Source organism: Stenotrophomonas sp. 610A2 (genome assembly GCF_030549615.1).
Taxonomy (GTDB): Bacteria; Pseudomonadota; Gammaproteobacteria; order Xanthomonadales; family Xanthomonadaceae; genus Stenotrophomonas; species Stenotrophomonas pigmentata.
The window spans coordinates 2,208,702-2,221,001 of record NZ_CP130832.1; the positions used below are offsets into that span (position 1 = coordinate 2,208,702).

8 protein-coding genes are annotated in these 12,300 nt (G+C 60.4%); 7 read left to right on the forward strand and 1 reads right to left on the reverse strand.

The genetic code is table 11. The features are described from left to right. Nucleotide 1 precedes the first annotated feature (1 nt). From Q5Z11_RS10015 to Q5Z11_RS10035, 5 genes are all read left to right on the forward strand, one after another. Nucleotides 2-925, forward strand: coding sequence for a phosphoglycerate mutase (locus Q5Z11_RS10015; RefSeq protein ID WP_303749843.1), 924 nt, complete (start codon nucleotides 2-4; stop codon nucleotides 923-925). After that, nucleotides 918-2,645 carry a single-stranded-DNA-specific exonuclease RecJ gene (gene recJ / locus Q5Z11_RS10020; RefSeq protein ID WP_303749844.1) on the forward strand — a complete coding sequence of 576 codons (1,728 nt, stop codon included), beginning with the start codon at nucleotides 918-920 and terminating at the stop codon, nucleotides 2,643-2,645. The genes Q5Z11_RS10015 and recJ overlap by 8 nt, the downstream gene beginning before the upstream one ends. Before the next feature lie 458 nt (nucleotides 2,646-3,103). Beyond that, nucleotides 3,104-5,350 carry a type VI secretion system Vgr family protein gene (locus tag Q5Z11_RS10025; RefSeq protein WP_303749845.1) on the forward strand — a complete coding sequence of 749 codons (2,247 nt, stop codon included), beginning with the start codon at nucleotides 3,104-3,106 and terminating at the stop codon, nucleotides 5,348-5,350. 18 nt (nucleotides 5,351-5,368) lie between these two features. Next, nucleotides 5,369-6,985 (forward strand): hypothetical protein, encoded by a 1,617-nt coding sequence (locus Q5Z11_RS10030; RefSeq protein ID WP_303749846.1) that lies wholly within the window; start codon nucleotides 5,369-5,371, stop codon nucleotides 6,983-6,985. Next, nucleotides 6,982-7,113: a hypothetical protein gene (locus Q5Z11_RS10035; RefSeq protein WP_303749847.1), complete on the forward strand. Its 132-nt coding sequence runs from the start codon at nucleotides 6,982-6,984 to the stop codon at nucleotides 7,111-7,113. Before Q5Z11_RS10030 ends, Q5Z11_RS10035 begins: the two co-directional genes overlap by 4 nt. 134 nt (nucleotides 7,114-7,247) lie before the next feature. On the opposite strand, the gene Q5Z11_RS10040 is transcribed toward Q5Z11_RS10035, so the two are convergent. Next, entirely contained in the window at nucleotides 7,248-7,562 is a 315-nt protein-coding gene (locus Q5Z11_RS10040; RefSeq protein WP_303749848.1) for a hypothetical protein, read from the reverse strand. On the opposite strand from Q5Z11_RS10040, the gene Q5Z11_RS10045 reads away from it, so the two are divergent. Together Q5Z11_RS10045 and Q5Z11_RS10050 are read left to right on the forward strand one after the other, a co-directional pair. Then, nucleotides 7,555-11,760, forward strand: a complete 4,206-nt coding sequence (locus tag Q5Z11_RS10045) for an RHS repeat-associated core domain-containing protein (protein WP_303749849.1) — start codon at nucleotides 7,555-7,557, stop codon at nucleotides 11,758-11,760. The genes Q5Z11_RS10040 and Q5Z11_RS10045 overlap by 8 nt on opposite strands. Before the next feature lie 12 nt (nucleotides 11,761-11,772). Next, nucleotides 11,773-12,222 carry an SMI1/KNR4 family protein gene (locus tag Q5Z11_RS10050; protein WP_303749850.1) on the forward strand — a complete coding sequence of 150 codons (450 nt, stop codon included), beginning with the start codon at nucleotides 11,773-11,775 and terminating at the stop codon, nucleotides 12,220-12,222. The last annotated feature ends 78 nt before the right edge of the window (nucleotides 12,223-12,300 follow it).

Below are 12,300 nucleotides of genomic sequence, written 5' to 3' on the forward strand. Positions count from 1 at the left end.
GATGGCCAAGGCCACACTGCTGCTGCCAGCGCGCAGCCGTTTTCCGGCAGGCGAACTGCCGGCGCAGGTGGCCGCGGCACTGGGTCGTGCCGAGCGTTCGCTCGGTACGGCCGGTGAATCTGCGCAGCTGCGCCGTCACTTCAGCGTGCAGCCGGCCGACTGGTCGGCCGCCGCCTTGACCCGCCAGACCGATGCCGGCGATGCCGCTGGCGGCTTCTGGCTGCGCGCCGATCCAGCCAATATCGTGCCGGACATGCAGGGCGCGCGTTTGATGGCAGCCGCCGAAACGCTACGCTTGGAACAGGCTGACGTGGACACCTTGTTGCCAGCGTTGCAGCCTTTGTTCGCAGGCTTCGGCTATCAATTGGATGCGCCCACGCCCTCGCGTTGGTACCTGCGTCTACCGGCCGATACGCCGCTGCCCGAGTTTGCAGAACCGGATGTAGTGCTCGGCGACGACTTGTTTTCGCATCTTCCCAACGGTGAGAACGGACGCCGTTGGCGCGCTTTGATGACCGAAGCGCAGGTGGTCCTGCACCAGCATCCCTGGAATGAACAACGCGTGGCCCAAGGCCAGCGTGCAGTAAATTCGCTGTGGTTCTGGGGTGCTGGCAGCTTGCCGGCATCGGTACACACCGCGCACGCGCAGGTACGTAGCCGCGATGCCTTGGTGCAGGGCCTGGCCGCGATGGCCGGCGTGCGCCTGGGCGGTGAGCAGAGCGTGGATGCACTGGTCGATCTGCGCCAACTGCGTTCGCTGCAGCAACTCGCGCGGGATGCGATCACCCCCTTGCTCGATGCACTCAAGCGTGGCGAACTCAGCGAGCTGCAGCTGGACTTCGAGGACGGCACCGGCTATCGCATCACCCGCGGGCAGCGTTGGCGCATGTGGAAGAAACCGATCATGACGCTTGCTGATGAGTGACAGTTTGAAGATCGTTCGCCGCGACATGGTCGCGGTCGACGGCTGGAACGATGAAACCCTGCCGTTGCTGCGCCGCATCTATGCAGCACGCGGTGCTACCACGCCAGAGCAGGCGCAGCCACGACTGGCCCAGTTGCATGCACCTGATCTGCTGGGGGGCATGCAGGCTGCGGTGCAGTTGCTGGCCGCTGCAATCGCCAACGACAAGCGCATTCTCATCGTCGGTGATTTCGACTGCGACGGCGCCACCGCCTGTGCGGTAGGCGTGCGTGGTCTGCGTATGCTGGGCGCACGCGATGTGGTGCATGCCGTGCCGAACCGGATGGTGCATGGCTATGGTCTGTCGCCGTCGCTGGTCGAAGAACTTGCCGCGTTGAAGCCGGACCTGCTGGTCACGGTCGATCACGGCATCGCCTGTCATGCTGGTGTGCGCGCAGCAAAAGCCTTGGGTTGGCAGGTGCTGGTCACCGATCACCATCTTCCTGGTGAGCAGCTGCCGCCAGCCGATGCGATCGTCGATCCGAACGTGGACGGTGACGCATTCCCCAGCAAAGCGCTGGCCGGTGTCGGCGTCATCTTCTACGTGTTGATGGCGTTGCGTCGGCACCTGCGCGAGCAGGCAGCATTCGGGACCCAGCCGGAACCCGATCTGCTTACGCTGCTGGACCTGGTCGCCGTCGGCACTGTCGCCGATCTGGTGGCACTGGATGAGAATAATCGCGCCCTGGTTTCAGCGGGTTTACGCCGTCTGCGCGCTGGCAAGGCCAGCGTCGGTCTGCAGGCCTTGATCGAGGTGAGCGGACGTGACCCGCGCCGGCTCAGCGCCAGCGACATCGGTTACGCCGTTGCGCCGCGTTTGAATGCGGCAGGGCGTCTGGAAGACATGGCGCTGGGCATCGAGCTGTTGTTGACCGAAGATCCAGCACAGGCGCGGGAAATCGCCACGCTGCTCGAAGAGATCAATGCCGAGCGCCGCGCCGTGCAGCAGATCATGACCGACGATGCCGAACGTGCGGTTGCCCGCGCCGTGCTGGATGACGACATGCAGCGGCCGGTTGCGGCGTGTCTGTTCGATGCGGAGTGGCATCCGGGCGTCGTAGGCCTGGTTGCATCGAAGATGAAGGATCGCCTGCATCGGCCGGTGATTGCCTTTGCACCGGCTGAACCCGGTGGCGATGCGCTGCGTGGTTCGGCACGTTCGATCAGCGGCTTCCACATCCGTGATGCCTTGGCTGCGATCAACGCCAATCATCCAGGATTGATGGAGAAGTTCGGTGGCCATGCGATGGCTGCGGGGCTGAGTTTGCCATTGGCAAATCTGGATGCGTTCAAGGCAGCCTTCGAGCAACAGGTACAACGCAGTCTGGACCCGGCATTGCTGCAACAGCAGTTGCTCAGCGATGGCGAGTTGTCGCCTGCCGAACTGGATTTCCAGCACGCCGAAGCACTGCGTCTTGCCGGTCCGTGGGGGCAGGGCTTCGCCGAACCTTTGTTTGACGGTGCTTTCGAAGTGCTTGAGTGGCGCGTACTCAAGGAGCGCCATCTGAAGTTCGTATTGCGTCAGACCGGCAGCACGGCGCGGATCAATGCGATCCATTTCAGCGGCTGGACCGGCACCGCACCCGCGCAGCACGTACAGCTAGCCTACCGACTGGTGAGCGACGACTATCGCGGCGGCAAAGCCATCCAATTGATCGTCGAGCACTGCGCATCCGTTTGACCTGACGCGTGCGCCCCCTTGTAGTGCCGAGCCATGCTCGGCAGGGGCTTAACCCCTGATCCATCAGCACTCGTAGCACGCACCCGGTGCGGGCAGCGCATCTGGGAACGCAGTCAGAAAGCCTGAAAAAATTCTGGTTCCTTTCCCGGGTTGCGCTGCGCTCGCCCGGGCGACAACACTTGTCTGCACGGCTTTGTGTGACCTGCATCGCTAAAGACGTGTCTCGAATGTCCAGACAACAAACACCTCTGTAAGCCGCCGATAGCAGAATCCGCGCAGTTCACCGCCAAGCCGCGATTTGGTTGCGTGAGGACTGCGTGATGAAGCCCGCCATCGACTAATACATTCCTACGAATTCAGCATTCAAAGACCCGATATGGGTGTCAGAAAACTGGCGCGTTACATAAAGCAATGGCACAGTCGGGTTCTCGACAACGCATGGGACGACGGAACGCCCGATGTTTGCAGAATCACTTTCAGCAGCAGGCGGCTTGCAACGCCTGCATCAAGACCGCCGCCTGGTTCGAGTGGAAACAGCGCTTTCACCAGAGACATTTCTGGTCAAGCGCTTTGACGGCAATGAATCGGTCTCCGCGCCATTCCTCTATCACGTCGAGTTGCTGTCTACCCAGCCAAGGCTGGAACTGAAGCAGCTGGTTGGGCAGCCGCTACGTCTGCTTCTGGGCGACGAATTCGGTAGCCGCAGTGTGCACGGCTATGTGCGCGAATTCGCCAGCACCGGGCAACAGGCACAGTTCAACAGTTACCGCGCCGAAGTGGCACCTTGGTTCGCTTTCCTCGATTACACCAGCAATTGCCGCATCTTCCAGGACAAGAACGTCCTGCAGATCATCGAAGAAGTGTTTGCCGGCTACGAACAGTTGGCGCGCTACCGCTACGATCTCAATGCAGGCAAGCTGCAACCCTTGTCGTATTGCGTGCAGTACAATGAATCCGACTTTGCCTTCGTCAGTCGCCTGCTGGAAGACGCGGGTCTGTACTACAGCTTCGTACATGATGATGAAGGGCATACGCTGGTCATCAGTGATGACTCCACGCTCAGTGTCGTACACGGTGACCCAGCTGCGATCGCGTATGTGTCCGATCAAGGCACCTTGGCGCGTACCGGCCTGCATCGCTGGGGCGCGCGGCGCAGGGTAGGGCCGAGCGCGCAGACATTGCGCAGTTTTGATTTCAAGCAACCCAAGCAGCAACTTGATGGAAACCAGGGCAACCAGGTACCGATGGGCTTGTTGCCGCCGCTGGAGCAATACCGTTATGACGGCGCAGCACGCTTTGCAAACAGCCGAGTTGGTGAAGCCTTGGCGGCAGTACGTAACGAGGAAGTGAGCTGGCCGACCAAGTTGTTCGAATGCGCTGGCAATGCCGGTGAGCTAGCAGCCGGTGCTTGCTTCAGTCTCGAGCGGCATCCTGATTTCATTGGTCGCGATGAGGCAGACCGTGAGTTCTTCGTGGTGTCGATGCAGCGCGAGGGTCACAATAATTTCGCCAGTGATTTCTCCAGTGCGGAGCTGCCCAGCGTTGAGATGCAGGCGCAGGTATTGCGCAGGCGCATTCCGTTCCGTCCCTTGCGACAGACACCGTGGCCACGCATGCCAGGGCCGCAGACCGCAACGGTGGTCGGCCCGCCGGGCGAAGAGCTGCATGCCGATGCCTATGGCCGGGTGAAGGTACAGTTCCACTGGGACAGGAAGCTGGATCGACGTGAGAACGCCTCATGCTGGATCCGTAGCTCCAGCCCTTGGGCGGGCGCCGACATGGGCGGCGTGTCGCCGCCACGTATCGGCCAGGAAGTCATCGTCGATTTTCTTGATGGCGATCCGGATCGCCCGATCATCACCGGCCGTGTCTACAACGAGCAGAACATGCCGCCGTTCGGCATGGAAGTCAGCGGCCTGAAGTCGAAAACGGTCAAAGGCGGTGGTTGGAACGAAGTCTCCATGCACGATGGTGCGGGGGGCGAGCTGTTGAACATGCGTGCGCAGCGCGACATGGTTACCACCGTGCTCAATGACCAGACCGCGAGCATCCTCAACAACAAGACCACGAGTGTAGCGGTTGACCACGGCATGACGGTGGGCGGCAACCAGACCATCGGTATCACCGGCAATCGCGGCATCACCGTTACCGGTACCGATACCTCGACCGTGACCGGCACACGCACTACCGATGTCACCGGCGCCGTCGCCGAGACCTATCACACCGGTCAGACCAAGACGATTCTCGCTGCCGGCTATACCGAAACCATCACCGGTTCTTTCACCACGACATTGACCGGCAACTACATCAGCCAGCGCACTGGCACGTGGAAGCAGACCATCACCTCGACCTCGTGGGAACAGGTGCAGGGAAAGGTTACCGAGCAATACCTGGCAGGGCGGGAAACCACGATTACGGGCCTGGACAAGCGCGGAGTCACCGGTGCGGTGGAGGATGCCAACAAGGGCTCGCGCACCATCGGTGTGGAGGGAACCTTCGAGCAGGGTGTCACTGAAACCCACTCGCAGTTCTCGACCGGCGACATGACCTTGTCGTCCGCAGCCAAGCTGATCGCTGCAGTGGGCGAATCGTCCGCCATCGAGATTACCGCCGGTGAGATCAGGATAAGCGCCGGTGGTTCAGAGGTGGTGATCAACGCCAGTGGCGTTTCGGTCAATGGTAGCGAGATCAAGCTCAACTGCTAAGCAGAACGGAGATTCAGCGTGCAGGATACCCCCATGTTGCGCGGCCTCGACACCTTGCGCGAAGCCTGGTTACAGGCCAGTTCCGATCCATCCAGGCGATTGCTGATATGGCGCTTGCCAGCCAACGCCAGCCGCCTGCTTGCTGCATTCTTCGAGATGCAGCGGCACGACGAAGGACGCAATACGCCGGACTATTTCCTGCGTATCGATGCGCGCTACGAGCTCGGTTTCCGCTACAGCCGGCAGATCAAGCAGGACTTGTTGGAGCGCTATCTCGGCAGTCAGGATGAACTGCGCGAGCAGGGCGTTTCACTTGGATGGCGCGGCCCCAATGAAACCCACCCGGACTCGGCTGCCGGCGTGATTGAGGTGCTTGAGAGTTTTGTTGCGCATCATGGCGACCATATGCGCATGATGGCGGCAGTGTTTGAGCCAGAACGCCATGCCCCGGGTGACGGCTTTGAGCGCTGGATATCGGCGGCACTCAGCGCCGGCCCGGGCAAGCGTCTGCGATTGGTGTTGGTCGACACCCAGGAAGATCCGCGTTGGCAATCGCTGTTGGACAAGCACAGTGACACGGCTGCCTTGATCGGCGGCGAGGTCGATATGTTCGCCATTGCCCGTGACACCGCCGCGCAGGCGAGTGGACGCGGCCCAGAGGTGCTGTACCGTCAGTTGCTTGCTGACCTGATGCTGCTGATCGAACGCGGTAGCCCCGCACAGGTGCTAGCCCGCGCCGATCGCGCGCAGGCGCTGGCATCGCGCAGCGGCTGGCACGACCAGCAATCGGTAGTGCAGATGATGGTGGCAGGCAGCTGGCTCAAGCACGGCGACCACGCCAATGCCATCAATGCTTACCGCACTGCGCGCAGCGCTGCGGAGAGTGCCCGCTCAGGCGGTAATGCCGCAGGCGCGGATCTGGTGATGCAGAGCTGGTTTGGCGAAGCCGGTTGCTGGTTGACCGCAAAGCAGCCAGAACGCGCCGCACAAACCTATCTGCAGGCATCGGCGTCGGCCGCCAGTATCCCCAATCCCATGTTCCAGCTGGAAGGGCAGCGCATGGCCGGTTGGTGCCAGTTGCAGGCGGGTAACAAAGAGGTCGCGCGCAGCGAGCTGCTGGAAGCGATTCGCATCGCAAAGCCGCTGTCGCCGGCAGACCGCAAGACGACGACCTTACCGCAGGCATTGTGGGATCTGCTGTTGCTGCAGGACGCACGACGCTGCGAGAAGCTGCAGGAGGTTTCGGCAGACTATGTACAGGCCAGCACCAAGGTGTTTGTTGATGCCGAGAGCAACGCCATGGCGCTGGGCCCGCGGCCCGCACGCGCTGCGCTCGACGCCATCGAGGTGCAGTTGGACGCAGCGTTGGAGCAGGGATTCCATCGCGCCCAGCAGGAACGCGAGCGCTTGATCCAGGCCGGCGATGAGTTCTTCCGCAAGATCGTCGCCGTGGGCCGCGACTTCCTCGATCCCCATTGGAACGGTATTCCGACGCTCGAGCATCCGCTGGACCACGAGATACCCGTATGGAGCGAGCCGCCGGCGATGCAGCCACTGCCCGATCCCTCAGCTCTACTGCAGCCATCGGCTGTGACACGTGACGCATCAACAACGGCAGGAGCAGCACTGGCATGACGCCAAGCAGGAAAACAGCAGTGATGGCGGTGGCCATCGTGGTCGGGATCATCGTCGTGGCCTGGATCAGTGCCGACTATCGCGACGAGGTCAAAGCCTTCCTGCGTGCATTGCTGCGCGCGATCTGAGCGACAAGGAGTGTTGCCATGAGCATCGCCGCCAAACACCTCGATCCGCAGTTGGGCATCGACATCCACATGTATGCGGTGCCGCCAAGCCCGCTGCCAACGCCGCATATCGGCTTGGTGCTGGATCCCTTCGACTACATTCCGTTTATCGGCTCGACGATCAAGGTCAATGGTGTGCATCGCGCGACCGCCGGAACTGGCGGGCTGGACGTGCATATTCCGCTCGGCGTTTGGGCGCCACCATTGGCGGCGCCGATGGGTCCGCAGTTCGACGGTGAAGAAATCTTCATGGGCAGCCGCACCGTATCCGCGGATGGCGAGCCGTTCTCCAGGCTGGCGATGCCGGTGCTGGACTGCAACCTGGCCGGGATGATCAACCCCTTCCGGGTGAAGAAGCCGAAGAAGCCGCTGCGCGCGATGTCCTTGCCGACCGGTTTGAACGTGGCCATTCCCAGCAGCGTGACCGTGGGCGGGCCGCCAACAATTTCGTGGACAGCGATGGCGTTCCGCGCCGCGTTTGCCGGGTTGGGCAAGCTGCGCAAGAGCAAATTCTTCCAGGGCAAGATGGATGCCTTCAAGAAGTGGCGTCAAGGAAAGTGGGGGCATCTGCCGTCTGGCACGCTTAAATGCAAGATCCTGCGCGCCGAGCCGGTTGATATCCGCGACGGCAGCGTTGTGGTCAGTCACCGGGATTTTGAAATCCCAGGCCGTCTGCCGTTCGCGTGGCAGCGCAGCTATAGCTCCGCCCAGATCGGGCGCGGCGGCGCCTGTGGTATCGGCTGGCAGACAGCTGCCGATATCACGTTGGAAGTGCTGGCCGACGGCTCGGTGTGGATGTCGGGGCCGGGGCAGGTTGCGTTCTTCCCCGAGCTGCCACCGGTTGATGGTGAAGCGGCAGCGATACTCGACTTTGTGGATGGTGCGCGCCTGCTGCGCCGGCACGGTCAGCTGCGGGTGCGCTTCAAGGGCGGGCTGCAGTATGTGTTCGGCGGGGACCTGCCGAGCGGAGTTGCTGCGCTACCAGCGCATGGCCTGCTGGCGTTGGAACGCATCGAAGACGCCAGTGGCAACTACTGGCGCTTCGAACGCAACGATGGCCATCTGGTACGTATCGTCGAGAGTGGTGTCGATGGCCTGCAAGGCCGCTTCATCGACGTGGATGTGCGCCATGGCCGCATCGAGCGGATGGCACTGCACGACCCGGCAACCGGGCTGGTGCATCCGCTGGTGAGTTACCGCTACAGCAGTGAAGGTGATCTGGCTGCGGCGCTGGATGCTTTGGGTGCGGCGCGCACATTTGTCTATCAACAGCATCGATTGGTGCAGCACACGGACCGGGTCGGGCTGTCGTTCTACTACGCGTTCGATGCGCAGGGTCGGGTAGTGCACTCCTGGGGCGATGGCGGCCTGTACGACTACCATTTCGAGTACGACGCACTGCTGCGCGAGACGCGCGTGACCGATTCGCTTGGCCACCTGAGTGTGATCAAGTTCGATGAGAACCAGTTGCCGCTGTGCGAAATAGATCCTCTGGACGGCGTCACCTTCTTCGAGTACGACGACTTCGGCCGCACGGTGGCGGTCACGGATCCGGAAGGCCTGCGCACGGGCTTTGCTTACGATGCACGCGGCAACCTGTGCTGCCTGACACGGGCGGACGGCAGCACGCTGCAGATGGAGTACGACGACAACGATCACATGATCGCACTGCGTTCGCCGGATGGTGCTACCTGGCAGCAGAGCTATGACGGGCGCGGGCTGATGGTTGCGCAGAGCGATCCATTGGCGGCCATCACACGTTATGAATACGATGCGAGTGGCCAGCTGATAGCACAGACCAATGCTCGGCAGGCGGTTACGCAGTTGCGCTATGACCGCCATGGTCTGGTCGCCGCTGTTGTCGATGCACTCGGGTATGAGAGCCGTTACGAGCAGGATGCGCTGGGCAATCTGCTGCGCCAGCTTGATCCGTTGGGCCAGATCAGTCGCTACGAGTACGACGCCAAGGGCCGCTTGTTGGCGACGGCGACGTCCGACGGGGCAGGCGTGCGCTGCGAGTACGACGCGGAAGACCAGCTTGTTCGTTACACCGATGAAGCTGGTACGCAGACCCGGCTGGAGTATGTTGGTATCGGCCAGATTGGCCGACGCCTGCAGGCCGATGGTCATGCGGTGGAATACCGCTACGACAGCGAAGAGCAACTGATCGCGGTTATCAACCAGCGCGGCGAGACCTATCAGCTGCTGCGTGATCCACTTGGACGGATCGTCGAGGAGGTCGACTATTGGGGGCAAGCGCGGCGCTACAGCTATGACGCAGCCGGTCGGCTGACTGCCACGGTGGATCCACTCGGCCAGAAGATCGCGTTCAACACAGACAAGATGGGGCGGATTACCCGTAAGACCCTGCCGGATATACGTCATCCAGGCCAGCAGCTACAGGAGCATTTCGTTTACGACAAGCTTGGTCAACTGGTTGAAATGCGCAATCCATCCCGCGCTGTGAAGCGCCGCTACGATCCAGTTGGTCAGTTGCTTGAGGAGCTGCAGGACGGCTTCCGCGTGGGCTACGGTTACGACGAGGTTGGCAATCGCGTGTCGCGCGAAACCTCGGCGGGGAATCGTTTGGTAATTGGATACGACCTGCGCGATCAAACAATCTCGATGGCGATCAACGACGAATCGCCAATCCTCATGCAGCGCGATGCATTGGGGCGAACGACACAGGAAACCCTGAGCCCACATCTGCAGCGGAATTTCAGCTACGACAGTCGCAACCTGATGACGTCGCAGTCCATCCTGAAGGATGCAGCCCCGCTGTTCGAGACCCGCTACGACTATGACCGCAGCGGCAACCTGACCCGGCGTAGCGACAGTGGGCAGGGCGTTGATGAGTACCGTTACGACGCCATTGGCCGTTTGCTGCAGCACACCGATCCGAAGGGCAAGATAGAGCGCTTCTTCAATGACCCGGCGGGTGACCGCTTGCGCACCGAGATCAAGCAGACGCAGGCACGCAAAGTGGTTGGCGGTGATGATCAAGACCTGACGACCTGGGCCCGGGAGGGCACCTACCAAGGCGTGCACTACGTCTTTGACAGGGCAGGTGACCTGGTCAGCAAGGGTGCGCCACATGGCGCCGCCCCGGATGATCTGATTTTGATCTGGGATGCAAATCATCGCTTGGCCGAAAGCCGTCGCAATGGACAGGTCACCCATTACGGCTACGACCCGCTGGGCCGGCGCGTGTTCAAGCGCAATCCGACGCAGACGACGTGGTTCATCTGGGATGGAGATGCGTTGCTGGGCGAAGTGCAGCAGGCCAATGACGCGGGGGACGCAGCACCGATCTGGGTTGGCAACGTTGCAAGCTTGATCGAGGTCAAGACAAGGCAGCAGAGGTTGGCGGCATTGCGTGAGCGGGTTCGGGAGTATGTGTACTACCCGGGTTCATTTGTGCCGATTGCGGTCGTTTTTTTCAACGAGGGCGAACATGGCTCCTTTGTCGAAGAACCCGGTGTACGGAGTGAATCTGGAAAGCCGAGTGTCACTGATACGCGCCCCGGTAAGGACAGCGTTTCGGTACTTCCGTCCAGGCCGCAGGGCTACCAAAGTAAAGATGACCCGGTAACGCAGGGGCGTTCGAGCCAAAGTCTGCCATCCGTCATAGGGAGGCTGGGGGTATCGACGCTGGGCAGCTCACCTGTGCGCGAGCAGTTTGTGGGGCCAGCTGATGATGCTGTCACGCCGAAGTTGATACAGCTTGGTGCAGTTCCAGAAGAAGACGTTGAACACAGGGCTGCCCCGACTCTGGGTCCATTGATCTTCGCGGAACCAGCTCCACGCGATGCGGTAATAGCACCGAGTGGGTGTAAATCCGTGCTTGTGTGCTGTACGGATCCGAACGGTGCGGTGACAGGGTTTGTCAGTTCTTCGGGCAGGCAGGTATGGGGCATTCGTTACAGCGCGTGGGGTGCGGAAGAAGCAAGCTCGCAAGGCTCAATCAACTTCCCACTCCGTTTCCAAGGGCAGTACCGAGATACAGAAACTGGCCTGTGCTACAACAGAAACCGTTACTTTGATCCAAATGTTGGCGGTTTCGTGTCCCAGGATCCATTGGGGCTGGATGCCGGACCAGGGCTGTATGAGTATTCATTCAATTCCCTGATGTACTGCGACCCGCTTGGGCTGGCTTACGAGAAAACAACGGCAAGTGATGGACGCACGGTTTACCAGAACGATGATCTCTTCAACCCTGACAGGAAGGTGCGTTGGAAGGATCCCTCCAGTGGCGAGTACAAGTACGGCACAAATGTCGAGCGCATGTCAGAAGGCTTGGCGCCAATCGGAAAGGATGGGCGTCCTGTGCAGCTGCATCATTTGACGATGACTGAAGCTCCAGGCATGAATGGGCGTAGAGGATCATTGGCCGAAATAATGGAAACAACGCATCAGAAGTACACCTCTGTTCTACATATTCCATTTCCCCGAAATCCCAATAACAAAAAACAGACATTGCCCCGTTTCCCTAGCTTCCGGAAGAACGCCGACGGTACTGAGTCGCTATTGGCCGGGCAGTTCGATACGTTCCGTGCGTCGTACTGGAAAGCAAGGGCGGCAGCTATACTTGGCGCCTGCAGACAATGAGCGGATATCTAAATGTTTGAATTTCTCGAAGAAATTATCGCGAAATCTCCTCGCTTGAAGGCATTTCCTGGGCAGGACGTGTCCAATGAGTTGATTGCTGATGCCGAGAAGCAGCTGGGGCTTCCACTTCCTCTTAGCTACAAACATTGGCTGCGTGAGTACGGCAATCTCAGTATCGGTGCTGATCAGGTTTTCACTCTGGCTTCTATCGAAGATCGGGAAATAGCTGATGATGACCTGATATACAACGCCCGTCTGGTTGAAGGGAATGACTTCCCTCCGGCTGGACTTCTTCCTGTCTATGTCCCTGATTCCGACGAAGCATTTTATTTCGACACTAGACACGGGCTTCTCGAAGGGGAATATCCGATTGTCAGGTTTGACTACAATGACGGCACATTTTCCACCTTCTCAGACTCGTTCCTGGAGTTCTTGATGGAAATCGCTCGCCAATCGGCTTGAAGCTTTGGCTATTAGCTGGGCGCCAGCTTTCGACGACATTACGACCTATAAAAAGGCCGATTTCTGGGGTTGATAGTC